The sequence below is a fragment of the Lysinibacillus sp. NPDC094403 genome, assembly GCF_050278745.1.
GTDB lineage: Bacteria > Bacillota > Bacilli > Bacillales_A > Planococcaceae > Lysinibacillus.
In genome coordinates, this window is record NZ_JBNNTL010000001.1 from 665,465 (window position 1) to 689,458 (window position 23,994).

At 37.3% G+C, this 23,994-nt stretch carries 26 protein-coding genes; all 26 read left to right on the top strand.

The genetic code is table 11. The features are described 5' to 3' along the window. A complete protein-coding gene (locus ACQKMV_RS02985) occupies positions 1–363 on the top strand; it encodes a response regulator (RefSeq protein ID WP_049668450.1) in 363 nt (120 codons plus the stop codon). A gap of 4 nt (positions 364–367) precedes the next feature. Beyond that, complete coding sequence (locus ACQKMV_RS02990) at positions 368–1,042, top strand: flagellar biosynthetic protein FliO (RefSeq protein ID WP_427502297.1); 675 nt, start codon at positions 368–370, stop codon at positions 1,040–1,042. After that, a complete protein-coding gene (fliP, locus tag ACQKMV_RS02995; RefSeq protein WP_427502298.1) occupies positions 1,039–1,704 on the top strand; it encodes a flagellar type III secretion system pore protein FliP in 666 nt (221 codons plus the stop codon). Before ACQKMV_RS02990 ends, fliP begins: the two co-directional genes overlap by 4 nt. A gap of 13 nt (positions 1,705–1,717) precedes the next feature. After that, on the top strand, positions 1,718–1,987 hold the full coding sequence (gene fliQ / locus ACQKMV_RS03000) for a flagellar biosynthesis protein FliQ (protein ID WP_337991288.1): 270 nt from the start codon (positions 1,718–1,720) through the stop codon (positions 1,985–1,987). A gap of 4 nt (positions 1,988–1,991) precedes the next feature. Then, complete coding sequence (gene fliR / locus ACQKMV_RS03005; protein WP_427502299.1) at positions 1,992–2,768, top strand: flagellar biosynthetic protein FliR; 777 nt, start codon at positions 1,992–1,994, stop codon at positions 2,766–2,768. 1 nt (position 2,769) lies between these two features. Beyond that, positions 2,770–3,858, top strand: a complete 1,089-nt coding sequence (flhB, locus tag ACQKMV_RS03010) for a flagellar biosynthesis protein FlhB (RefSeq protein ID WP_427502300.1) — start codon at positions 2,770–2,772, stop codon at positions 3,856–3,858. A gap of 23 nt (positions 3,859–3,881) precedes the next feature. Then, positions 3,882–5,915, top strand: coding sequence for a flagellar biosynthesis protein FlhA (gene flhA / locus ACQKMV_RS03015; RefSeq protein ID WP_427502301.1), 2,034 nt, complete (start codon positions 3,882–3,884; stop codon positions 5,913–5,915). After that, positions 5,912–7,108 carry a flagellar biosynthesis protein FlhF gene (gene flhF / locus ACQKMV_RS03020; protein WP_427502302.1) on the top strand — a complete coding sequence of 399 codons (1,197 nt, stop codon included), beginning with the start codon at positions 5,912–5,914 and terminating at the stop codon, positions 7,106–7,108. The genes flhA and flhF overlap by 4 nt, the downstream gene beginning before the upstream one ends. Next, positions 7,105–7,980: a MinD/ParA family protein gene (locus tag ACQKMV_RS03025; RefSeq protein ID WP_427423806.1), complete on the top strand. Its 876-nt coding sequence runs from the start codon at positions 7,105–7,107 to the stop codon at positions 7,978–7,980. Before flhF ends, ACQKMV_RS03025 begins: the two co-directional genes overlap by 4 nt. Continuing rightward, on the top strand, positions 7,981–9,135 hold the full coding sequence (locus ACQKMV_RS03030) for a protein-glutamate methylesterase/protein-glutamine glutaminase (RefSeq protein ID WP_427502303.1): 1,155 nt from the start codon (positions 7,981–7,983) through the stop codon (positions 9,133–9,135). 14 nt (positions 9,136–9,149) lie between these two features. Then, complete coding sequence (locus tag ACQKMV_RS03035) at positions 9,150–11,552, top strand: chemotaxis protein CheW (RefSeq protein ID WP_427502304.1); 2,403 nt, start codon at positions 9,150–9,152, stop codon at positions 11,550–11,552. Positions 11,553–11,579: 27 nt separating this feature from the next. Continuing rightward, positions 11,580–12,026, top strand: coding sequence for a chemotaxis protein CheW (locus ACQKMV_RS03040; protein WP_427502305.1), 447 nt, complete (start codon positions 11,580–11,582; stop codon positions 12,024–12,026). Positions 12,027–12,035: 9 nt separating this feature from the next. Beyond that, positions 12,036–12,668 carry a chemotaxis protein CheC gene (locus tag ACQKMV_RS03045; protein WP_427423810.1) on the top strand — a complete coding sequence of 211 codons (633 nt, stop codon included), beginning with the start codon at positions 12,036–12,038 and terminating at the stop codon, positions 12,666–12,668. Next, positions 12,669–13,175: a chemotaxis protein CheD gene (locus ACQKMV_RS03050; RefSeq protein WP_427423811.1), complete on the top strand. Its 507-nt coding sequence runs from the start codon at positions 12,669–12,671 to the stop codon at positions 13,173–13,175. Further along, positions 13,175–13,549: a hypothetical protein gene (locus tag ACQKMV_RS03055; RefSeq protein WP_427502306.1), complete on the top strand. Its 375-nt coding sequence runs from the start codon at positions 13,175–13,177 to the stop codon at positions 13,547–13,549. Before ACQKMV_RS03050 ends, ACQKMV_RS03055 begins: the two co-directional genes overlap by 1 nt. Before the next feature lie 334 nt (positions 13,550–13,883). Continuing rightward, positions 13,884–14,654, top strand: a complete 771-nt coding sequence (locus tag ACQKMV_RS03060) for a FliA/WhiG family RNA polymerase sigma factor (protein WP_427423813.1) — start codon at positions 13,884–13,886, stop codon at positions 14,652–14,654. Between the two features lie 36 nt (positions 14,655–14,690). Then, positions 14,691–14,999: an RNA polymerase subunit sigma gene (locus ACQKMV_RS03065; protein ID WP_427423814.1), complete on the top strand. Its 309-nt coding sequence runs from the start codon at positions 14,691–14,693 to the stop codon at positions 14,997–14,999. A 9-nt stretch (positions 15,000–15,008) separates the two neighbouring features. Then, positions 15,009–15,605: a hypothetical protein gene (locus ACQKMV_RS03070; protein WP_427502307.1), complete on the top strand. Its 597-nt coding sequence runs from the start codon at positions 15,009–15,011 to the stop codon at positions 15,603–15,605. A gap of 157 nt (positions 15,606–15,762) precedes the next feature. Then, the gene (gene rpsB / locus ACQKMV_RS03075) at positions 15,763–16,482 is read left to right on the top strand and encodes a 30S ribosomal protein S2 (protein ID WP_049668466.1); all 720 of its coding nucleotides are present in this window, start codon (positions 15,763–15,765) and stop codon (positions 16,480–16,482) included. A gap of 101 nt (positions 16,483–16,583) precedes the next feature. Beyond that, positions 16,584–17,471 carry a translation elongation factor Ts gene (gene tsf / locus ACQKMV_RS03080; RefSeq protein WP_427502308.1) on the top strand — a complete coding sequence of 296 codons (888 nt, stop codon included), beginning with the start codon at positions 16,584–16,586 and terminating at the stop codon, positions 17,469–17,471. 360 nt (positions 17,472–17,831) lie between these two features. Continuing rightward, a complete protein-coding gene (gene pyrH, locus ACQKMV_RS03085) occupies positions 17,832–18,557 on the top strand; it encodes a UMP kinase (protein WP_427423817.1) in 726 nt (241 codons plus the stop codon). Beyond that, complete coding sequence (frr, locus tag ACQKMV_RS03090; protein ID WP_100543915.1) at positions 18,557–19,114, top strand: ribosome recycling factor; 558 nt, start codon at positions 18,557–18,559, stop codon at positions 19,112–19,114. The genes pyrH and frr overlap by 1 nt, the downstream gene beginning before the upstream one ends. Before the next feature lie 499 nt (positions 19,115–19,613). Beyond that, complete coding sequence (locus tag ACQKMV_RS03095; protein ID WP_427502309.1) at positions 19,614–20,408, top strand: isoprenyl transferase; 795 nt, start codon at positions 19,614–19,616, stop codon at positions 20,406–20,408. Continuing rightward, positions 20,405–21,205 (top strand): phosphatidate cytidylyltransferase, encoded by an 801-nt coding sequence (locus ACQKMV_RS03100; RefSeq protein WP_427423819.1) that lies wholly within the window; start codon positions 20,405–20,407, stop codon positions 21,203–21,205. The genes ACQKMV_RS03095 and ACQKMV_RS03100 overlap by 4 nt, the downstream gene beginning before the upstream one ends. Positions 21,206–21,342: 137 nt before the next feature. Further along, complete coding sequence (gene dxr, locus ACQKMV_RS03105) at positions 21,343–22,488, top strand: 1-deoxy-D-xylulose-5-phosphate reductoisomerase (protein ID WP_427502310.1); 1,146 nt, start codon at positions 21,343–21,345, stop codon at positions 22,486–22,488. A gap of 45 nt (positions 22,489–22,533) precedes the next feature. Next, positions 22,534–23,796, top strand: coding sequence for an RIP metalloprotease RseP (rseP, locus tag ACQKMV_RS03110; protein ID WP_427502311.1), 1,263 nt, complete (start codon positions 22,534–22,536; stop codon positions 23,794–23,796). The last annotated feature ends 198 nt before the right edge of the window (positions 23,797–23,994 follow it).

Here is a 23,994-nt window from a genome sequence, read left to right on the forward strand (position 1 = left end):
ATGTCTAAAAGAATTTTGATTGTAGATGATGCTGCATTCATGCGCATGATGATCAAGGATATTTTATCGAAAAATGGGTTTGAAGTTGTAGGGGAGGCAGCTGATGGTTTACAGGCTGTTGAAAAGTACAACGAATTAAAACCAGATCTAGTAACAATGGATATTACAATGCCAGAAATGGACGGTATTGCTGCTCTTAAAGCAATTAAGGGTTCAGATCCAAATGCAACTGTAATTATGTGTTCAGCAATGGGACAACAAGCAATGGTAATCGATGCAATTCAAGCTGGTGCGAAAGACTTTATTGTTAAACCTTTCCAAGCTGATCGTGTAATTGAAGCGATTCAAAAAGCTCTAGGATGATCGAATGAAAATGTTAAAATCATTTCGTCTAACGATGATTTTCGCATTTCTTGTATCCTTCCTGTTTTTGTACCCTACAGCGACTTCTGTGTATGCAGCCACTGATACGAATAGTGTAAACGACTGCATTAAAAAAGGAGATTGTAATGAAGATAATACTCCAGCTGCTAAGCAAGATTCAAATCTGCAAGCAGCTGGAGACATATCTGCATGGGAATACATAAAAATGGTTTTGGCGCTTATTTTTGTTGTAGTTTTATTTTATGGATTAATGAAGTTTTTAAATAAAAGGAATTTAAACTTTCAACGTAATCAATTAGTACAAAATTTAGGCGGTTTATCGTTAGGTGCTCAAAAGTCAGTACAACTATTACAAGTAGGTAAAACACTATATTTAGTTGGTGTCGGTGAGGATGTCCAGCTGTTACGTGAAATTACTGATCCTGATGAAGTTGCAACACTTTTAGCACTTTATAATGAACGACAAGATCTTGCAGCAACATCACCGTATATTGCAGAAGTATTTTCTAAGTTTAAGAGAAAAAATAATAAGAGTTCACTAACACAGCAAAAACAAAACTCTTTTGGTGAGCTATTTGAAAAAAAGATTTCCGAAATTAAACAGGAGCGCAGTGAGGAACTGGAGAAATGGAAGCAAAAGGAGAATGATGATAAATGAATGATGTAATCAGTGTTTTTTCCAACAGCGATCCGACAAATGTCTCTAGCGCTGTAAAGCTTCTTCTGTTGTTAACAGTTCTATCACTGGCACCAAGTATTTTAATTTTGATGACATCGTTCACACGAATTGTTATAGTACTTTCGTTTGTTCGTACTGCGTTGGCGACACAGCAAATGCCACCAAACCAGGTTATTGTAGGTCTTTCTTTGTTTTTAACTTTCTTTATCATGGCCCCAACATTTCAAGAGGTCAATAAAGAGGCATTGCAGCCATTATTTTCTGAGAAAATCGGAATTGAAGAAGCGTATGATCGTGCCAGTGTGCCGTTTAAAGAGTTTATGAGTAAGCAAACAAGGCAAAAGGATCTTGATTTATTTTTAAAGTATAATAAGGCAGATAAACCAGCATCTGTAGAAGAAATTCCCCTTACAATGCTCGTACCTGCTTTCGCATTGAGTGAAATTAAAACAGCGTTTCAAATTGGCTTTATGATTTTTATTCCTTTCCTAGTAATCGACATGATTGTCGCAAGTACTCTAATGTCGATGGGGATGATGATGTTACCACCGGTTATGATTTCATTACCGTTTAAGATTTTATTATTTGTACTCGTTGATGGTTGGTATCTTGTGATGAAATCATTACTACAAAGTTTTTAGGGGATGATACAGTATGACAGGTGAATTGGTTATTTCAATTGCAGAGCGTGCCATTATGATTATCCTTCTAACAAGCGGTCCGCTATTATTAGTTGCTTTAATCACTGGTTTAGCGGTAAGTATTTTTCAGGCAACAACATCGATTCAAGAGCAAACTTTAGCATTCGTTCCAAAAATTATCGCTGTATTAGCTGCTATCGTATTTTTTGGTCCATGGATGTTATCACAAGTGACTAGCTATGCGAGAGACATTTTTGAGAATTTAACGCGTTATATAGGGTGAGTAGATGAATGAATTAATCCCGCATTTTACGGTTTTCTTATTAGTACTTGTGCGCGTATCGGCATTTTTTGTCACTGTGCCTTTTTTCTCGTATAGAACGATACCACCACAAGTCAAAATAACTCTCGCATTAGTTTTAGCTTGGATGATGTATTACACAATTGACGTCGAGCCATTTGCATTTAATGGTGATTACATACTTTTAGTGATGAAAGAAGCGCTCATTGGACTGTTACTCGGTCTAGTAGCCTATATCATCATGTCGGCAGTTCAAATTGCCGGAAGCTTTATAGATTTTCAAATGGGTTTTGCCATTGCCAATATTATTGACCCGCAGACAGGTGCACAAAGTCCATTGATAGGACAATTTTTTAATATGCTAGCAATACTTTTTCTACTAGCTATAAATGGACATCATATGATTCTTGATGGAATTTATTATAGTTATCAATTCTTACCGATGGATCAAGGATTTCCTAATTTCGCAAATGACAATTATATAGAGTTTATTATCAAAACATTTACGGCAGTTTTTGCTATTGCCTTTCAAATGGCTGCTCCTGTCGTAGCAACTTTATTTTTAGTCGACTTGGCGCTAGGAATCACAGCGAAAACGGTACCACAATTAAATATTTTTGTTGTTGGTTTTCCTATTAAAATCGGTGTTAGTTTTCTAGTGTTATTCACAATGATGGCTGTAATGGTTCAAGTTATTCAAAAGCTTATTACAATTATGATTTATGCTATGCGTGATTTAATGGCTATTTTAGGTGGTGGGTAAAATGTTGCTACTGCTGGAATTAGATTTACAGTATTTTGCGGGAGAAAAAACGGAAAGAGCGACGCCTAAAAAACGACAAGATGCTCGAAAAAAAGGGCAGGTTGTCAAAAGTCAGGATATTTCCAGTGCGATTGTCATGCTCATGGTATTTATCTTTTTATTCTTCTTTGCTGGTTCACTGCGGGACGATGTTTTAGCTTTTTTTAGGCAAACTTTTATTAATAACATACGTATAGAAACACTAACAATCGATAGTGTGATGCACCTATTTACAGAAACATTAGTGCAAATGGCTTTTATCGTTGGTCCAATTATGGGAATTGCCTTTGTTGGAGCATTGGCAGGTAACTTCATACAATTTGGCTTTCTATTTACAATGGAGCCGATGAAGTTTGATTTGAAAAAGATGGACCCAATAAAAGGGTTAAAAAAAATATTTTCTGTTAAAGCCATTATAGAGCTTTTAAAGTCAGTGTTAAAGATTGGATTCATCGGTGGCGTTACGACTATTATAGTTTGGACAAATTTGCCAGAGGTTTTGGCGTTATCCTTTAAAAGCCCATGGGTGACTCTTATTACAGTAGGTAAGCTTGTTGGTATGATGGGAATTGCGGCTTCCCTCGTTTTACTTTGTGTATCCTTTTTAGACTGGATGTATCAAAAACATGATTACGAAAAAAATCTTAAAATGTCTAAGCAAGATATTAAAGATGAATATAAAAATAGTGAGGGAGATCCGCTGATAAAATCGAAAATCAAACAACGCCAACGCGAAATGGCGATGCGTCGAATGATGTCAGAGATTCCAAGCGCAGATGTTGTCATAACAAACCCAACTCACTATGCGATTGCCCTCAAGTATGATGAGGAAAATATGGATGCCCCACGCATCGTTGCTAAGGGGACAGACTTTATCGCTCAAAAAATTAAGCTGATTGCGAAAGAACATGATGTGATTATGGTTGAAAATAGACCATTAGCACGAGCAATGTACGATCAAGTAGAAATCGGCGATCAAGTACCAGAAGAGTTTTTCAAAGCAATAGCAGAAGTGCTTGCTTATGTTTATCGAATTAAGCGGAAAATTTAAAGCTTTTAGTAGGAGGGACACAAATGAAAGTTCGCGATATAGGGGTTTTAGGTGCGGTTATTTTAATCGTTGCGATGCTCGTCATTCCTCTTCCTCCGTGGATGTTAAGTTTCTTAATCGTCATTAATATTACATTAGGATTAATAGTACTTTTAACAGCAATGAGTATGAAGGAAGCGTTAGATTTTTCTATTTTTCCCTCAGTTATATTATTGTTAACTCTGTTCCGACTCGGACTGGGCGTTTCAACAACACGTGCCATTTTAGCAAATGGTGATGCTGGTGCTGTAGTTGAAACGTTTGGTGATTTTGTAGTCGGCGGAAATGTACTAGTTGGTTTAGTTATATTCTTAATTCTTGTGTTAATTCAGTTTATCGTTATTACAAAAGGAGCGGAGCGTGTAGCAGAAGTAGCAGCACGTTTCACACTGGATGCGATGCCGGGTAAACAAATGAGTATTGATGCTGACTTAAATGCAGGAGTTATTTCTGAGCGGGAAGCACGTGAGCGACGAGATAAAGTATCGGGCGAAGCGGACTTCTATGGAGCGATGGATGGTGCCACAAAATTCGTAAAAGGGGATGCCATTGCCTCAATGGTCATGGTTATTATCAACTTATTATTTGGTATCATCATCGGAGTTGCGCAGATGGGTCTTTCATTTGCAGATGCAGCAAATCATTTTTCTAAGTTAACAGTTGGGGATGGTATTGTCTCACAAATTCCTGCGCTACTTATCTCTACAGCGACAGGGATTGTCGTAACACGTGCATCTTCTAAGGGAAGTCTTGGCGAAGATATTACAGGGCAGCTTTTTGCCCAAGCGAAACTGCTTTATGTAGCAGGTGGAACAATTGTTTTACTAGGATTATTTACGCCAATACCTAATTGGATTACACTTCCAATTGGTATTGCACTAATTACTGGTGCTTATATGATGGATCGTAAGAAACCAGAGGATGAAGACGAATTACTTGAAATTGAGGAAGAAGTGGCAACAGATGGCATGAAGAGCCCTGAAAATGTTGTGAATTTATTAAATGTGGACCCAATTGAGTTTGAATTTGGCTATGGTTTAATACCGTTAGTAGATGCTGCTCAAGGCGGCGATTTATTAGATCGAGTCATTATGATACGTCGTCAGTTAGCATTAGAATTAGGGATTGTCATTCCTGTTGTCCGTATTCGAGATAATATTCAGTTACAACCAAATGAATATCGAATTAAAATAAAGGGTAACGAAATGGCACGAGGTGAACTTCTACTTGATCATTATTTAGCAATGAGTCCAGGTGATGATGATTCTATCGAAGGTATTGACACAGTTGAACCATCATTTGGCCTACCTGCAAAGTGGATTACTGAGCAAGTTAAAGAGGATGCCGAAATGTTCGGTTACACAGTTGTTGACCCACCGAGCGTCGTGTCAACTCACTTAACGGAAATGATTCGTGCAAATGCTTATGAATTACTTGGTCGTCAAGAGACGAAGCAGTTAATCGATCATTTACGCGAAACGCATCCAATTTTAGTAGAAGAATTGACACCTACACCGTTATCAACAGGAGAAATTCAAAAAGTACTGGGTAAACTTTTACGAGAAAATGTTTCAGTTAGAAACCTACCAATTATTTTTGAGACGCTAGCAGACTATGCAAAATTAACGAGCGATACCGATATATTAACTGAGTATGTCCGTCAAGCATTGGCGCGCCAGATTACGTCTCAATATGTAGGGGATAACTCATCGTTGAAGGTTATAACTGTTTCGGGTAGAGTTGAGAAAATGATTGCTGATAGTATTCAACAAACTGATCACGGAAATTACTTAGCGATGGACCCACAAGATTCTCAAACGATCTTAGAGACCATTGCTGCAGAAGTAGAACGCGTTTCCTTTATGGAACAATCTGCTATTATCTTATGCTCTCCAGCAGTTCGTATGTATTTACGCCAACTAACGGAGCGTTATTTCCCGCAAATTCCAGTTCTATCATACAATGAACTTGACGCTACGGTTGAAATTCAAAGTGTTGGGGTGGTGAGTGTTGAATGAAAATGAAAAAATATTATGCATCCTCCATACCAGAAGCGATGAAGCTTGTTCGTGCTGAATTAGGTGAGGACGCTGTCATTTTGAATTCAAAAGTAGTAATTACAAAAAAATTTTTTGGAATCATTAAAAAGAAAAGTTTTGAGGTTGTTGCAGGGATTGATTCAATGGAGCCAAGTAATGTGGCTCCAGCACCCGCAGCTTCACAAATTACAACACCTAAAAAAGAAAATGCAAGGTTACAAGAGATTACGAGTGCTGTGCAAGCTAAAATACACCAAGTGCAGCCACAGAATGATGCGCCCTTACACGAGGAAACTGGCATTTCTGAAGATTTGATGAAGGAAATTGCAGATTTAAAATCTTTAATGCATTCCATGCATAAGAAGACTATCCGAGATCAATATCCTGATGAACTCTTACCCTTCATTGAATACTTAAGACAGCAGGAGCTAAGTGAGGAGCTCATCACAACGGTTGGTGATGAGCTTTTTACGCATTTCAGAGAAGCGTCAGAAATCAATTTTTCTCAATGTAAGATGATTACGAAAAATTTATTGCGCAAAGAACTAGAGGATCTCCCAGTTGGGGGAATATCCTATGAAAAAAAATACATTAATGTTTTAGGGCCAACGGGTGTCGGAAAAACTACGACAATTGCTAAAATGGCAGCTAGAGCAGTTTTAGAAAAAAAGAAAAAAATAGGATTTATTACGACGGATACTTACCGAATTGCCGCAATTGAGCAATTAAAAACGTATGCAGGACTATTGCAGGCTCCTGTCGAAATTGCCTATAATGCAACAGATTTTGAACAAGCAATCCAAAGATTGGCCCATTTAGATTTAGTGTTTATAGATACAGCAGGCCGTAATTATAAAGAGGTAAAATATGTAGACGATTTACAGCGCCTCATAAAATTTGATGATCAAGCAGAGTCCTTTTTAGTACTTGCTATGACAACGAAAGAAAAGGATATGGCAAACATTGTGGAGCAATTTAAGCAATTACCAATTGAAAAATTCATTTTTACAAAGATTGATGAAACAAATTCTATTGGCACAATGATCAATTTAATGATTAAATATAATAAAGGACTTGCTTACTATACAGATGGTCAAGAAGTACCAGAGGATATTGAGGAAGCTGATCTAGAAGTAGTACTAAATTTATTTTTCCAAGGTGAAGAAAAATGAGAGACCAAGCTGAAGCATTACGCTTGAAAATGTTGAAACAGCAGGGCGAATTAGGTAGGGCTATAGCGGTTGTAAGTGGCAAAGGCGGGGTCGGTAAAAGTAACTTCTCAATGAATTTTGCAACTACATTAGCCAATAAAGGGAAAAAAGTTGTAATTGTTGATATGGATATTGGTATGGGCAATATCAATATTTTAATTGGAAAAAATGTTTCTTATAGTTTAAAAGATTACTTGGAAGGAAATAAGTTACTGGATGAAGTAATATTTGAAGGTCCTTACGATTTAAAGTATATTGCTGGGGGATCCGGTATGTCGGGTGTCTTAGAATGGTCAGAGGTTATGTTTGAACGACTCATTCAAGCATTTGAGCAGCTTCAAAAAAGCTTTGATTACATCTTATTTGATATGGGAGCAGGAGCTACTAACTGGTCATTAGATTTATTAACCTCTATTGATGAAATCATTGTTTTATCAACAGCAGAGCCAACTTCTATAACAGATGCATATTCAATGATGAAATACATTCATATGCGAGATGCGGACAAGCAATTTTATATACTTTGTAACCGAGCTTATAGTAAAGAAGAAGGTATGGAAACCAATGAACGACTAAAACTTACGATGAAACGTTTTTTGGACAAAGAGGTTACGATATTAGGCTCATTACCTGAAGATTCTGTTGTGCGTAAGGCTGTGCGTGAGCAAGTACCATTTTCACTTGCTTATCCAGACGCACTTATTTCAAAGACACTTCAACTTATAGTGGCGCGTTTTATGGAACACCGTGCGGAGGAAGTTCATGCACATGATCAGTCAGCGGGTAAATTCTTAACTAAATTAAGAAGTATTTTTTCGAAAGGACGTGATTAATTGGACTTTTTACATAAAAGCAAGCTATTAGTTGTTGATGATTCTGCTTTTATGAGAAAGCTAATTAGTGACTTTTTTGTTGGCAACTCGAAGGTTGAAGTAGTTGGAACAGCACGAAATGGGAAAGATGCGATAAAAAAGATTCAAACATTGCAGCCAACAGTTGTGACAATGGATATTGAGATGCCTGAAATGAATGGGCTTGATGCTTTAAAAGAAATCATGACTATATGTCCAGTACCTGTTGTTATGCTCTCTAGTACAACTCAACGAGGAGCAGAAAATGCTTTATCAGCAATTGAACTTGGGGCAGTAGATTTTGTCGCGAAGCCGAGCGGAACAATTTCTCTTGATTTACATAAAATCCAAACCGAACTTGTCCACAAGGTTGAACAAGCATCATTGGTATCTATTTCAAAATTAAAGAAACCTTCTGGTAGTAGAAGACAACAAGAACATACATTAATAGCGAGTACCATTAGAAGAGAATCATTTAGTGAAGGCAGGGTGACTCCTCCTGTCAATGCTTTCCCTACAAGGGCAGAATTATCAAAGCCACATGTGGAATGGAATAAAGTAGGCCGGAAAATTGTACTGATTGGGACTTCCACTGGCGGACCTAGAGCATTACAAGAAGTAATAACAAAAATCCCAAAATCAATTCAAGCACCAATTTTAATTGTCCAGCATATGCCAGCAGGATTTACAAAATCTCTAGCTACTCGTTTGGACCAATTGAGTGAGATTACCGTAAAGGAAGCTGAGCAAGGAGATATTCTCCAAAATGGAGTGGCGTATATTGCACCTGGTGGGTATCATTTAAAACTTAGAAAAGTAGGTACCTCCTTTGGCATAGTTCTTGATAATAATGAACCACCTAGATCTGGACATCGCCCTTCAGTAGATGTGATGTTTGAAGATGTGAGCCAATTTAAAGATTTTGATAAAGTGGCAGTAATTATGACAGGTATGGGCCATGATGGCACAAACGGACTAAAAGCACTAAAAAGTACTGGTAATGTGATTGCAATCGCTGAGTCAGCTGAAACTTGCATAGTGTATGGTATGCCGAAAGCAGCAGTGGAAACCCAGCTTGTCGATGAAGTAGCAGATGTAGATGATATTGCACAAACAATAATGAAATATTTGCCTTAAAGGGGTGTCCTCTTATGGAAGTCAATCAATATTTAGAGATGTTTATCGAAGAAAGTAAAGACCATTTACAAGCGTGTAGTGAACATTTATTAGAACTAGAAAAAAATCCAGACGATTTGGCGATTGTTGGAGAAATTTTCCGCTCTGCGCATACATTAAAAGGTATGTCTGCGACAATGGGCTTTGAAGATTTAGCAGATTTAACTCATAAAATGGAAAATGTGTTGGATGCGATCCGAAATGAGAAAATCCATGTATCTCCTGAAATTTTAGATGTTGTCTTCGAGTCTGTAGACCATCTAGAAGAAATGGTGATGGACATTGCGAATGGCGGAGATGGAAAACGTGATGTATCTTCAACTGTTGCTCAATTAAAGCGTATTGAATTAGGTGAGTATGCGATTCCTGAAGTAGTAGCAACTACTGAGACACCAGTTACTGCTGTAGCAAGTATGTTAGAGTATGACGGCTTTGAACAAACAGTTATTTCACAATCTGCTGAACAAGGTTTCAATGCATTCGAAATTTCAGTGAAATTACGTGAGGACTGTCTTTTAAAAGCAGCACGAGTATTTATGGTGTTTGAGATTTTAGAGAAATATGGAGATGTTATTAAATCAAACCCATCTGTAGAAAAGCTTGAAGACGAACAGTTCGATCAACAATTTTACGTAGCTTTCGTAACAAAAGAATCTGCTGAAGATATGAAGAATAAGATTATGAAAGTTTCAGAAGTTGAAAAAGTAATTGTCGCAACTATTGGGAAACCAGCTACTGCTGTAGCGAGTGTTTTAGAGTATGACAGTTTTGAACAAACAGTTATTGCACAATCTGCTGAACAAGGTTTCAATGCATTTGAAATTTCAGTGAAACTACGTGAGGACTGTCTGTTAAAAGCTGCGCGTGTATTCATGGTGTTTGAAATATTAGAAAAAGATGGGGATGTTATTAAATCAAATCCATCTGTAGAAAAGCTTGAAGACGAACAGTTTGACCAACAATTTTACGTAGCCCTCGTAACAAAAGAATCTGCTGAAGATATGCAGAAAAAGATTATGAAAGTTTCAGAAGTCGAAGAAGTGATTGTCACAACTATTGAACAAAAGCAACATAGTGAAAAAGAACCAGCAATTCAAGAAGTAGCAGCTACAGCAACGGTAGAAGTTGAGGCTCAACCTGCTACTGCACCTGAAAAAAATACTGCAGCATCTACACCTGCAAAAGCAGCAGCGCCTGCTAAGACTGATAAGAGCCATGCGCCTGTTGGTAATAAAACAATTCGTGTTAATATCGAGCGACTTGATATTTTGATGAACTTATTTGAAGAGCTTGTTATAGATCGAGGACGATTACAATCTATTTCAACTGAAGTTAACCATGGAGAGTTAAATGAAACTGTGGAGCGCATGAGCCGCGTCATGGGTGATTTACAAACAATTATTTTAACGATGCGTATGGTTCCTGTAGAAACAGTATTCAATCGCTTCCCGAAAATGATTCGTCAGTTATCTCGTGATTTAAACAAGAAAATTAACCTTGAAATTATTGGTGCTGAAACAGAACTAGATCGTACAGTAATTGATGAAATTGGGGATCCACTTGTTCATTTAATTCGTAATTCTGTTGACCACGGTATTGAAAATCCTACAGCTCGCCTTGCAAAAGGTAAGCCGGAAGAAGGAACAGTTGTACTTCGTGCTTATCATAGTGGTAACTATGTCTTTATTGAAATTGAAGATGATGGAGCAGGTATTAACCGTGAAAAAGTACTAGCGAAAGCTATTTCTAAAGGTATTGTTACACAGGAACAATCATATTCAATGTCAGATAAGCAAATCAATGAACTTATTTTAGCTTCTGGGTTCTCGACGGCAGATGTTATTTCTGACGTATCAGGCCGAGGCGTTGGATTAGACGTTGTTAAAACAACAATAGAATCATTGGGTGGAAATATTTCAATTGAATCTACACAAGATGTTGGCTCAGTATTCTCGATTCAATTACCACTGACATTATCGATTATTTCTGTAATGCTAGTAGAAATCGAAAAAGAGATTTATGCAATTCCACTTTCATCAATTATTGAAACTTCAATTATCCGTTCATCAGAAATAATGAATGCGCATAATCAAAAAGTAATCGACTTCCGTGGCAAAGTAGTTCCACTAGTATTCTTAGAAGAAATCTTTGAGGTACCTCGTAAAGAACCACAGGATGACGAATTCCATTCAGTGGTCATCGTTCGAAAAGGTGAGAAGCTTGCTGGTTTAGTTGTGGATTCATTCATTGGCCAACAAGAAATTGTGCTGAAGTCATTAGGAAACTACTTAACGAATATCTTTGCAATTTCAGGTGCAACAATTTTAGGTAACGGGAAAGTAGCCTTAATTGTGGATTGTAACGCACTTATTAAATAAGGTGAATGAATAAGAGAGGTGTAAACAATGACAAACGCAGTGGAACAAGAAAGTATTAAAGTAATTGTTTTTCAATTAGCAGATAAAGAATATGCAATTCCAGTGTCACATGTACAAGGGATTGAAAAACTAATGCATATTACACGTGTACCGAAAACGGCGAAATATGTAAAAGGTGTTATAAACCTTCGCGGTGTCGTAACACCAATTGTGGATTTACGTGAACGTTTTGAATTACCTGTCTCTGAGCATGAAGAAACAACACGTATTATCATTATTTCATTAGAGGATATGGAAGTAGGCTTCGTTGTAGACTCTGCAAATGATGTGTTAGATATCCCAGCTAACGCAATTGAACCACAGCCAGAAGTAGTAGGCTCACTGGAAGAAGAGTTTATTTCAGGTGTGGCTAAAATAGATAAACGATTATTAATTTTATTGCATTTAGAGAAAGTACTAAATCCACTAAAGTAGGGATCGATAATGACATTTAATCAAAAGATTACATCACTACATTTAGATGTATTGAAAGAAATCGGTAATATAGGTGCTGCGCATGCTGCGACAGCACTTTCCAATTTACTTGGTAAAAAAATTGATATGCGAGTACCAAAAGTTGAAATGGTGTCCTTTAATGACATGATGGAGCTTGCTGGAGGATCTGAAAATGTCGTCGTTGGCATCTATCTACGCATTGAAGGTGATGCTGAAGGTAGTATGTTCTTTATCCTGCCAATTGAACAAGCAAATCGTTTTATTCGTCGTCTCATATTTGATGAATCATTCGACTTTAGAAAACGACCTGTTTCAGAGTTAGGTTTATCAGCTATGCAGGAAATGGGTAATATTTTATCTGGTTCTTATTTATCGGCATTATCGGATTTTACAAATTTAAAAATTTATCCAACTGTGCCTGGACTAAGTGTCGACATGTTTGGTGCCATTATTAGTATTGGTTTGATTGAATTATCACACGTTAGCGATAATGTTATCGTCATAAACACATCCATTTTTGAAGACGGTGTAGAGGATCAGGAAACAGTAAGAGGCCATTTCTTCTTATTACCAGATCCAGACTCATTTGATGCTATTTTTAAAGCATTAGGAGTTTCGTAGATGATGCTAAACAGTGGTAATGGGCAAGTTATAAAAGTTGGAATTGCACAAATGGATGTAGTAAAGTTACCAAATACGATAAGAACATCAGGTCTTGGATCTTGTGTAGGTGTTATTTTATATGATGAATCAAAAAAAATTGCCGGTTTAATACATGTGATGTTGCCAGATTCGAGTTTAGGTAGACAAGAGTCAATAAATGTGGCTAAATTTGCTGATACAGGTGTTGCGGCAATGATTGACTTATTAAAGTTAGAAGGCGTTCAAAAATTCAAGCTAAAGGCAAAAATTGCGGGTGGTGCGCAGATGTTTCAATTTACTTCAGATAAAGACTCCATGCGCATCGGCCCACGTAATGTAGAAGCTGTAAAGCATGAGCTGAAGCGTCATGGAATTCGTTTAGTTGCCGAAGACACGGGCGGTAATAGTGGTAGAACAATTGAATTTGATCCTGCGACGACTACATTACATATTCGAACGGTTAACCAAGGAGTGAGCGAAATATAATGTTTGGTTCTATTTTTTATAACCTATGGGGAGCGTTAATTGCCTTTTCTCTATATTTTTTTAGTACATTTCTAAAACCTTATACACCACTACGAATTATCATAGGGTCATTTGTGGCGGGAATAATTGTGTTTTTCGTCATGTATATTGTTAGATTTTTAATTGCCTACGTTTTATTCACGCCTGAGGGTGATGAAGAAGTAGGTGAAGGTGATCATGAAGAAAACGAATCCGACAATCGCGAGGAAGACAATCAAGAAACACCGACGGTCAACTCTACCGTTGAATTTCAAGATGAAAACTCAGAAGAAATTGCTCAAGTTGTACGCACAATGATGAGTCGTGAGGATGATCTTCAAGTCAATAATGCTTAAAAATGGGAGTCGCGAGTAGCGGCTCTTTTTTTATAGATATCTTAATTCTTGCATATTTTTAATTTTATGGTGTCTTAGTGAACTTGGACTAAATCCAAACTAAAAAATGCCCGACACATAAATTTAAAGAATCTGTGATAGAGTAGGAGAAACAAATGAAATTATAGTCGATTCTTGTTATAATATAGGAAAGAATTACATTGGTTTTATGTTAGAGGATCATAGCTAGTGGCGCTTTGTTACCCTCAACGAGTGAACTTAAAAAACAAAAAGGGAATATAAGACAGTGGCAAACAGGCGCGTAAATGCGTTTTTCTTAAGAGAGGTGGATTACATGACACAACCAATTCTGAACGATGAACAAAAGCTGTGGAACCGCTGGATAAATGAACGTGATCCAGATGCTGGTGATTTACTAATAAAAAAATATATCTCCCTAGTATCTTATCATGTACAACGCATTGGTGCGAGTTTACCAAAGAGTGTATCGCGAGATGATTTAACGAGCTTAGGTATGGTCGGTCTTTTTGACGCGTTGAATAAATTTGATATTAAGAGAGACTTGAAATTTGATACATATGCTTCTTTTAGAGTAAGAGGGGCAATTATTGATGGTTTACGTAAGGAAGATTGGTTGCCACGTTCTGCACGTGAGAAAGCGAAAAAATTAGATGCACAGATTGAACAGTTAGAACAAAAATATATGCGTCATGTAACACCTGAGGAACTTGCGGAACATATGGCTTTACCTGTGGAGGAAGTTTACCAAACTGTACAGGAGCACTTCTTTTCAAATGTACTTTCCATTAATGAGCAGCAAGATCAAGATGAAACTGAAGGAAAGTCATTTGTTATTCGCGATGATACGACTAAGACACCTGAGCAAGCTGTCGTTAAGTCAGAACTACTAGGGGATTTAGCGGAAAATATCCAAAAGCTCAATGATAAGGAGCAGCTGGTGCTTAGTTTATTTTATACTGAGGAATTAACATTAACAGAAATTGGAGAAATGCTTGAATTATCAACATCACGCATTTCACAAATCCACTCTAAGGCGCTGTTAAAGCTACGGAAATTATTATCCAATGAAATGATTAATGCATAATAATCCTTTATACACATCATTGAAGGAGGGAGTCACATGAGTTTAAAAGGTGTCGAATTACAAATAGCTATTCCAAAAACATTTGAAGCAGGAAAAATGGCTGATCAGGCACATCAACAAACTTTGGCTCAGCAAGCACATGCAAATGAAGCGTTAAAAAAAGAAACAGAACGCAAGCAAAAAGTTGTGAATACTTCAGAGGGTATGGATGAGATTAGTGAAGATGAAGAAGCAGGTGGCGAGTATATAAAAGGTACTCGAAAAAAGAAAAACAAGGATAACGAGAAGCAAGAAAAGCAGGCGCAGCATCCGTTTAAAGGGAATTTCGTGGATTTTAGTGGATAGGAGATTACTATGACAACCATACTAATTGCGGTTCTATTTTTTTTACAGCTACTTTCATTTTATTTCCTTATCATTTTAAATACGAAGCTAGCAAAATTTAAGGACTTAGAAAAAAAACAGGAGCGTTTAATGCGTGAAATGGATGACACCATCAGTGTCTATTTAGCTGATATGAAAGATGAAAATGATCGCTTAATTCAAGAGCTGCAAAGAGCTTCAAAGTCTGAAACTCAAATGAATGCTGTGAAACAGGGAGAGCAGATCATAAGACAAAAGGAACAGGAACAACTGCCTTCTCTGACGAAGGAAGAAAGTCCTGTAGACGGTTCTATTAATTTAGATAATGAAACGCGTATTTATGTGCCCAAAAATATCGTAGCTAATGCTTATTCACGTCAGCAGCAAACTAGGGCAAAAACTGAAACTAAGATGGTACATTCAGCCCAGCAACCAACTGATGCAACTAAAAAGGAAGAAGCGAAGCCATTAACAATAGAGCAACAAGTTGTTGAATTAGCGAAACAAGGTAAAACACCGGAAGAAATTGCAAAGCAGCTTCAAAAAGGAAAAACAGAAATCGAGCTTTTATTGAAATTTCATCACTAAAACTGTTGCGAATGGGATAAAGCTATGATATAGTTGCAAATGGTGTTATTAATACACACGCATTTTGATGTAGTAAGTGGTGCTCTAAGCTTAGGGTAGCTTGTTGCAAGTGATAAATGCGGAGGATAAAAACCAAACATACTAGGAGGAAATACACATGTCAGTAATTTCTATGAAACAATTACTTGAAGCTGGTGTACATTTCGGTCACCAAACTCGTCGTTGGAACCCAAAAATGAAGAAATATATCTTCGTTGAGCGTAACGGGATCTACATCATCGACTTACAAAAAACTGTTAAAAAATTAGAGGAAGCTTATGACTTCATGCGTCAAGTTGGTCAAGACGGTGGTAAAGTTCTTTTCGTTGGTACGAAAAAACAAGCACAAGAAGCGATCAAAGATGAAGCTGAACGTTCAGGCAACTACTACATCAACCAACGTTGGTTAGGTGGTACTCTTACAAACTTCGGTACTATTCAAAAACGTGTTGCACGTATGAAAGCAATCGAAAAAATGGAAGAAGATGGAACTTTCGAAGTTCTACCTAAAAAAGAAGTAATCCAACTTAAAAAAGAACACGAACGTCTAATCAAATTCTTAGGCGGTATCCGTGATATGCACGCACTTCCAGACGTAATGTTCGTGGTTGACCCACGTAAAGAGCGTATTGCTGTTGCAGAAGCTATTAAATTAAACATCCCTCTAGTAGGTATTGTTGATACAAACTGTGATCCAGATGAAATCGACTACGTAATCCCTGCTAATGATGATGCTATTCGCGCTGTTAAACTTTTAACTGCTAAAATGGCTGACGCTTTAATCGAGTCAAAACAAGGTGAAGAGGAAGCTCCAGCTGTAGAAGCTGCTGCTGAGTAATTCACGTTTACAAAAAGGTGATAAGTGGCTCAAAACCCTTATCACCTTTTTTAGAACCTATCACTAAAATTTGCACAACCAATTTGAGGAGGAAACACTAAATGGCAAACATTACTGCACAATTAGTAAAAGAATTACGCGAAAAAACTGGCGCTGGAATGATGGATTGTAAAAAAGCGTTAGTACAAACTGATGGCGATTTAGATGCTGCAATCGATTTCCTACGTGAAAAAGGTCTTTCTTCAGCTGCTAAAAAAGCTGACCGTATCGCTGCAGAAGGTACAACTTACATTTTAGAAAATGGTAACGAAGCAATCATCCTTGAAGTAAATGCTGAAACTGACTTCGTTTCTAAAAACGATAAATTCCAAGTATTAGTTGCTTCATTAGCTGAACAATTACTTGCTGCTAAACCTGCATCAATTGAAGCTGCATTAGAGATTGCAAATGCTGAAGGTGTAAAAGTTGTTGACCAAATTTCAACAGCAATTGCAACAATCGGTGAAAAAATCACTCTTCGTCGTTTCGAAGTGAAAACAAAAACTGATGCAGATGCATTCGGTTCTTACTTACACATGGGTGGCCGTATCGGTGTATTAGTAACTTTAGAAGGTTCTTCAGATGCATCTGCTGCAAAAGATGTTGCTATGCACATCGCAGCTATTAACCCAACTTATGTTTCTCGTGATGAAGTTTCTGCAGAAGAGGTTGAACGTGAGCGTAAAGTATTAACTGAACAAGCTCTTAACGAAGGTAAACCAGAAAACATCGTAGCAAAAATGGTTGAAGGTCGTCTTGGTAAATACTTCGAAGATGTTTGCTTACTTGACCAAACATTCGTTAAAAACTCTGATCAAAAAGTACGTGACTTCGTTGTTTCAACTGGCGGTTCAGTAAATGGCTTCGTACGTTACGCTGTAGGTGAAGGTATCGAAAAACGTGAAGATAACTTTGCTGAAGAAGTAATGAGCCAAGTTAAAGGTAACTAATTTAGCTTGTATTTGATCCTAATCAAATAATATCTAGATTTTCTAGACAAAAAATGGGGAACACAACATAGCGTGTTCCCTATTTTTCCGAAAAGAGCGAAAAAAAGATATAATTGGTTCATCACCAAAAGTTGTTGATGACATTTGTTAAAATGCATGCTATGTATATAAGTTGATTGGAGTAAAGGCTGAACGTCCCTAGGAAAGCGGCCCAGCCGGAACGGAAAATCAACCACAGGTTATGGTGATGAGCCATATAATTTCCTATTCTGCCTTATTCGTAACTAGCAATTATTGTTATTTATACTATAATGGAAAAGGAAAAGAGATGTTTTAAATAAAGTCTGACGGAGGTTTACAATGAGTGTGCCACAATATAAACGAGTAGTTATCAAATTAAGTGGTGAAGCGTTAGCTGGAGAAGCGGGCTTCGGTTTATCACCAAAAATAATCAAGGCTGTTGCAGAAGAAGTAAAAGAAGTAGTAGATCTTGATGTAGAAGTTGCTGTTGTTGTAGGTGGCGGTAATATATGGCGTGGAAAAATCGGTAGCGAAATGGGGATGGATCGTGCAGCGGCCGACTATATGGGTATGCTAGCAACGGTTATGAACTCTTTAGCGTTACAAGATGCACTGGAGAAATTAGGGATTGAAACGCGTGTGCAATCTTCTATTGTTATGACACAAGTAGCAGAGCCATATATCCGCCGTAAAGCAGTTCGTCATCTAGAGAAAAAACGTGTAGTAATTTTTGCGGCAGGTACAGGTAACCCATTCTTCTCTACTGATACTACAGCTGCGTTACGAGCAGCTGAAATCGACGCAGATGCGATTTTAATGGCAAAAAATAATGTAGATGGTGTTTATTCTGCAGATCCGAAAGTAGATGCAACTGCCGTTAAATATGATACACTCACATACTTAGACGTTATTCAACAAGGCTTACAAGTAATGGATTCAACAGCTTCTACTTTATGTATGGATAACGATATTCCACTAATTGTCTTCTCAATTATGGAACCAGGTAATATTAAACGTGCCGTACAAGGCGAGAAAATTGGAACAGTTGTTAGGAGGAATGTATAATGGCTAAACAAGTTTTAGAACAAGCTAAAGAAAAAATGAACAAAACAATTGCCGCTTTTTCACGTGAACTAGCTTCAATCCGTGCAGGTCGTGCAAATGCTTCTCTATTAGATCGCATTACGGTTGATTATTATGGTGCACCAACACCGATTAATCAGCTTGGAGGTGTTTCGGTACCAGAAGCGCGTTTATTAGTTATTACACCTTACGATAAAACAATTTTAGGTGAAATCGAAAAAGCAATTATGAAATCAGATATTGGTATTACTCCAACAAATGATGGATCTGTCATTCGTTTAATGATTCCTGCTTTAACAGAAGAACGTCGTAAAGATCTTGTGAAGCAAGTGAAAAAAGAAGCAGAGGATGCAAAAATCGCTGTGCGTAATGTTCGTCGCGATGCCAATGATGATCTGAAAAAACTTGAAAAAGCTGGCGAAATCACAGAGGATGATCTACGTGGCTACGGTGAAGATATTCAAAAATTAACGGATGAATTCATTGTAAAAGTAGATCAGGTAACGAAAGATAAAGAAAAAGAAATTCTAGAAGTGTAAGCAATTCATTTTGCATACCTATGATGGAACTTTTTGATGAGATGAAGGCGTCCTATAAATAACAGGACGTCTTTTCTCTTTACTATTAAATTATTATGTAAAAGCATACACTAAACTTTAATTGTTTTAGAGAAAATATCTTTCATCTATTTTTGCTTTCTTTTAAGATTAAGAGGAACTGTTCTTTAAGTGAAGCGTAATATATTATAGAAGATTGAACGAAATAAGGGAATCACCCCTTTTAACCTAAAGTTTAATGGGCGTGATAAAAGCTTTAAAAGCCCTTCTTTATAAAAGAGTGCATTACCGAAGGTTGGGATGTCTTAAGAAAAGTTAATTTTCATTCCGACAAGTTATGGTGATAAGCCTAAAATGTGTATAGTTCTAAAACAAGCTAGTTCATACATAGTCAATTTAGAGGGAAAAAAAAGACAAAAAGCGCTTTTGTTTGTTATGATAGGTTAGTATACGTCCGATTAGTTGTAGTGGGGGAGTTAGCATGTTTAAAAAGCTATTAGGTAAACAAATAAATATGGATTCACTATCATTGGAGGAACGTGTTGCCCTTGCTAAAAACGAGCCGATTCCTGCCCATGTAGCGATTATTATGGACGGAAATGGACGTTGGGCAAAGAAACGTGCCATGCCACGTGTTGCTGGGCACCATGAAGGTATGAAGACGGTACGAAAGGTAACTAGATTTGCGTCAGATTTAGGGATTAAAGTTTTAACGGTGTACGCGTTCTCTACAGAAAATTGGAAGCGACCAAAACCAGAGGTCGATTTCCTAATGCGTTTACCTGTAGAATTTTTAGGTTCCTTTTTACCTGAAATGATGGAACGCAATGTACGTGTTGAAATGATTGGAGATCCATCTTTATTACCAGCACATACGCAAAAAGCGTTGTATGAGGCAATGGAGGAGACGAAACATAATACAGGATTAATTTTAAATTTTGCTCTGAATTATGGAAGTCGTTCGGAAATGGTTAGTGCCATGAAAACAATGCTTCAAAAGGTGCAGGACGGTCAATTAACGATGCAAGACATATCAGAAGAATGCTTGACATCTCATTTAATGACAGCTCATCTGCCAGAGCCAGATTTATTAATTCGTACAAGCGGAGAAGTGCGATTAAGCAACTTTATGTTATGGCAGCTCGCCTATACAGAATTTTGGTTTACAGATACATTGTGGCCAGATTTTAGTAAGGAAAACTTACTGGAAGCGGTGGAAAACTACCAGAAACGTAATCGCCGTTACGGTGGGTTGAAGGGAGAAGAAACAACTTGAAACAACGAATTATCACAGCAATAATTGCAGCAGCGCTATTTATTCCATTTGTTATTTATGGAAAAGTGCCATTTACAATACTTGTGCTTGCAATGGCTGTTGTCGGCTTTTATGAAATACTAAAAATGAAAGGTATTTCACTTTTTTCAATACCTGGATTTTTAGGGTTACTAACATTAATATTACTTGTAATACCAACGAACTGGTCGAATAAGGTAGTAGATGCAATTGGCTATTCCTCCGATTTAATGGTTGTGTATGGTCTAATGATGCTATTGCTCATATACGTAGTACTTGTAAAAAATAAAATTACATTCGATGAAGTTGCTTTTATTTTATTAGGTGCGTTTTATGTAGGGTTAGGCTTCCATTACTTAATCGAAACACGAAGTTATGGTTTAGAGTTTGTTGTATATTGTTTACTTGTAGTTTGGACAACTGACTCAGGTGCCTATTTTGTTGGAAGAAAACTAGGGAAAAATAAGTTATGGCCAGAAATTTCACCGAAGAAGACCGTGGAAGGTTTTATTGGGGGAATTGTCATTGCAGTAATCTTTGCTGTAGGGATGCAGGCGATTTATCCATTTGCGAATGGTTATGTCTCACTTATTTTCATCACAATCTTTGCGTCAATTATCGGTCAAATGGGCGATTTAGTGGAATCGGCTATCAAGCGTCATTTTGACGTAAAGGATTCAGGCAATATTTTACCTGGGCATGGCGGTATTTTAGATCGCTTTGATAGTCTATTATTCGTCGTGCCTTTACTGCATTTTTTACATCTTTTTGGTAACTAGGAACAATAGCGTTCAGTCGGAACCGAAATCAACTCTATGTTATGGTGATGTGTCATAACAATAGCATTTTCCTCTAAACAGAGTGATAATAATTGTGCTATATCATTTGCTGAGATAGAAAAAGGGGACAATTTGTCGTGAAAAAAATTAGTTTACTTGGTGCAACTGGTTCAATCGGTTGGCAAACCTATGATATTTTGAAAGAACAACGCGATGCCTTTCATTTAGTGGCATTTTCTTCAGGAAAAAATATCGAAAAAACTCGTGAAATGATTGAAACTTTAAAGCCAGAGCTTGTATCTGTTCAATTAGAAGAAGATGCAATTATGCTCGCTAAGGAATATCCACAAGTACACTTTACGTTTGGCGCGAAAGGGCTTGTAGAGGTCGCTACACATCCTGATTCGACAGTGCTTGTAAATGCGGTTCTTGGAAGTGTTGGACTAGAATCGACATTAGCTGCAATTCGCATGGGCAAAACAATTGCCATTGCCAATAAAGAAACACTTGTAACCGCTGGACATTTAGTGATGGCAGAGGCCAAGAAATACAATGCAACCATTTTGCCGGTTGATAGTGAGCATTCTGCGATTTTCCAATCGATGAATGGTGAGAATCCGAAAAATATTGAACGTCTAATTATTACAGCTTCTGGTGGTAGCTTCCGTGACAAAACACGCGAGGAATTGAAGCATGTAACGGTTGCAGATGCACTAAATCACCCGAACTGGTCAATGGGTGCGAAAATTACGATAGATTCAGCTACAATGATGAATAAAGGACTAGAAGTCATTGAAGCACATGTCTTATTTAATATGCCTTATGAAAAAATTGATGTACTTTTGCATAGAGAAAGTATTATTCACTCCCTAGTTGAGTATCATGATACTAGTGTCATTGCACAGCTAGGTACGCCGGACATGCGTGTACCTATCCAATATGCATTAAGCTACCCTGATCGTATGCCGCTGCATAATGGACAACGACTTAATTTAGCACAAATTGGTCAGTTACATTTTAAAGAAATGGATTTTGAACGTTATCCGGCATTGCGACTAGCATATGAGGCTGGGCGCACAGGCGGTACAATTTTAACAGCAATGAATGCAGCGAATGAAGCGGCAGTTGCGGCATTTTTACAAGGGAAAATAACATTCCTTGAAATTGACGAAACGATTGAGCGTGTAATGCAAGCACATAACAACATAGTAGTGCCAGATTTGCAAACAATTTTGCATGTGGACAGTGAAACAAGAAAAACAGTGTTAGACATGGTAAAATAAAAAGAGAAGATATCGTTAACTATTCGCTTTAAAAGGTGGGGTATTATGCAAACAGCTATTGCATTTATTTTAATATTTGGCCTACTCGTATTCTTCCATGAATTCGGTCACTTCTTGTTTGCGAAACGCGCGGGAATCATGGTTCGAGAATTCGCCATTGGTATGGGACCAAAAATTTATTGGAGAACACATGGTGAAACAATCTACACGGTACGTTTATTGCCGATTGGTGGATACGTTCGTATGGCTGGTGAGGACATGGATGGCACCGAATTACAGCCGGGCTACCGCGTAGGGCTTATTGTAGATGAAGATAATGTGGTGAAGAAAATTATTTTCAATCAAAATAATAAGCAATTACCAGATTTATTATTTTTAGAAGTTGAGCGTGCCGATTTAGAAAAAGAATTGTTTGTAGAAGGCTATGATGAAGAAGAAAAATTAGTTCGTTATAGTGTTGCAAGAGATTGTATTCTCGTAGAAAACGGTAAAGAAACGTTAATTGCACCGTATGATCGTCAATTTAACGCTAAAACAGTCGGTCAACGAGCTATGACAATCTTTGCAGGCCCATTATTTAACTTTATATTAGCTTTTGTTATTTATTTGCTAATTGGATTAATTCATGGTGTGCCTACGTATGAACCAATCATTACAGAAGTAGTAGAAAATGATCCAGCTGCACAAGCAGGGATGCTTGCAGGAGATAGAGTAACTGCCATCGACGGACAAGTAGTTGAAAAATGGCAAGATTTAGCTGCTTTTGTACAAGATCACCCAGGTGAAAATATCACTGTAACAGTTGATCGAAATGGTCAGCAAGTTAACCTAAATATGAAGGTTAAAGAAATAGTACAAAATGATGAAAAACATGGTCAAATTGGGGTTAAGTATGAGAGTCCGCGTGAATTTAATCCATTAAAGGCTGTTGTTTATGGCGCTCAAGAAACCTATAATATGACTGCTCGAATATTTGAATTGCTCGGAATGTTAATTACTGGTAAGTTTACTATAGATGCTCTATCAGGTCCAGTAGGAATTTATAAAGCGACAGAGCAGGTAGCTCAATATGGATTCATAAATTTAATGAATTGGGCTGCGATGTTAAGTATTAACCTTGGAATTATGAACTTACTACCGCTTCCAGCACTTGACGGTGGTCGTCTATTATTCTTTGGCTTCGAAGCAGTAAGAGGTAAACCAATTGATCGTCAAAAAGAGGGTCTTGTGCATTTTGTAGGTATCGTACTATTGATGATCTTAATGGTCGTAGTTACATGGAACGATATACAAAGATTTTTCTTTTAACCAAATGAGTTAAGTTAAGTTAAGTTAAGTTAAGTTAAGTTAAGTTTTTCAAGAAAACATATTTAGAAGAAGCCCTGGCAATTATGCCAAGGTGAAAATTGATTGAAAAAACATAGCTTTGAGCGCAATTCTTTTGAAACATTGCGTTCAAAGCTAAATTTGTTTATGCTAATTAGAGTATAAAACTTATCTATTAAA

Coding starts and splice junctions, on each gene's coding strand:
- ACQKMV_RS02985 (WP_049668450.1), top strand. CDS start 1: ATGTCTAAAAGAATTTTGATTGTAGATGATGCTGCATTCATGCGCATG.
- ACQKMV_RS02990 (WP_427502297.1), top strand. CDS start 368: ATGAAAATGTTAAAATCATTTCGTCTAACGATGATTTTCGCATTTCTT.
- fliP (WP_427502298.1), top strand. CDS start 1,039: ATGAATGATGTAATCAGTGTTTTTTCCAACAGCGATCCGACAAATGTC.
- fliQ (WP_337991288.1), top strand. CDS start 1,718: ATGACAGGTGAATTGGTTATTTCAATTGCAGAGCGTGCCATTATGATT.
- fliR (WP_427502299.1), top strand. CDS start 1,992: ATGAATGAATTAATCCCGCATTTTACGGTTTTCTTATTAGTACTTGTG.
- flhB (WP_427502300.1), top strand. CDS start 2,770: ATGTTGCTACTGCTGGAATTAGATTTACAGTATTTTGCGGGAGAAAAA.
- flhA (WP_427502301.1), top strand. CDS start 3,882: ATGAAAGTTCGCGATATAGGGGTTTTAGGTGCGGTTATTTTAATCGTT.
- flhF (WP_427502302.1), top strand. CDS start 5,912: ATGAAAATGAAAAAATATTATGCATCCTCCATACCAGAAGCGATGAAG.
- ACQKMV_RS03025 (WP_427423806.1), top strand. CDS start 7,105: ATGAGAGACCAAGCTGAAGCATTACGCTTGAAAATGTTGAAACAGCAG.
- ACQKMV_RS03035 (WP_427502304.1), top strand. CDS start 9,150: ATGGAAGTCAATCAATATTTAGAGATGTTTATCGAAGAAAGTAAAGAC.
- ACQKMV_RS03040 (WP_427502305.1), top strand. CDS start 11,580: ATGACAAACGCAGTGGAACAAGAAAGTATTAAAGTAATTGTTTTTCAA.
- ACQKMV_RS03045 (WP_427423810.1), top strand. CDS start 12,036: ATGACATTTAATCAAAAGATTACATCACTACATTTAGATGTATTGAAA.
- ACQKMV_RS03050 (WP_427423811.1), top strand. CDS start 12,669: ATGATGCTAAACAGTGGTAATGGGCAAGTTATAAAAGTTGGAATTGCA.
- ACQKMV_RS03055 (WP_427502306.1), top strand. CDS start 13,175: ATGTTTGGTTCTATTTTTTATAACCTATGGGGAGCGTTAATTGCCTTT.
- ACQKMV_RS03060 (WP_427423813.1), top strand. CDS start 13,884: ATGACACAACCAATTCTGAACGATGAACAAAAGCTGTGGAACCGCTGG.
- ACQKMV_RS03065 (WP_427423814.1), top strand. CDS start 14,691: ATGAGTTTAAAAGGTGTCGAATTACAAATAGCTATTCCAAAAACATTT.
- ACQKMV_RS03070 (WP_427502307.1), top strand. CDS start 15,009: ATGACAACCATACTAATTGCGGTTCTATTTTTTTTACAGCTACTTTCA.
- rpsB (WP_049668466.1), top strand. CDS start 15,763: ATGTCAGTAATTTCTATGAAACAATTACTTGAAGCTGGTGTACATTTC.
- tsf (WP_427502308.1), top strand. CDS start 16,584: ATGGCAAACATTACTGCACAATTAGTAAAAGAATTACGCGAAAAAACT.
- pyrH (WP_427423817.1), top strand. CDS start 17,832: ATGAGTGTGCCACAATATAAACGAGTAGTTATCAAATTAAGTGGTGAA.
- frr (WP_100543915.1), top strand. CDS start 18,557: ATGGCTAAACAAGTTTTAGAACAAGCTAAAGAAAAAATGAACAAAACA.
- ACQKMV_RS03095 (WP_427502309.1), top strand. CDS start 19,614: ATGTTTAAAAAGCTATTAGGTAAACAAATAAATATGGATTCACTATCA.
- rseP (WP_427502311.1), top strand. CDS start 22,534: ATGCAAACAGCTATTGCATTTATTTTAATATTTGGCCTACTCGTATTC.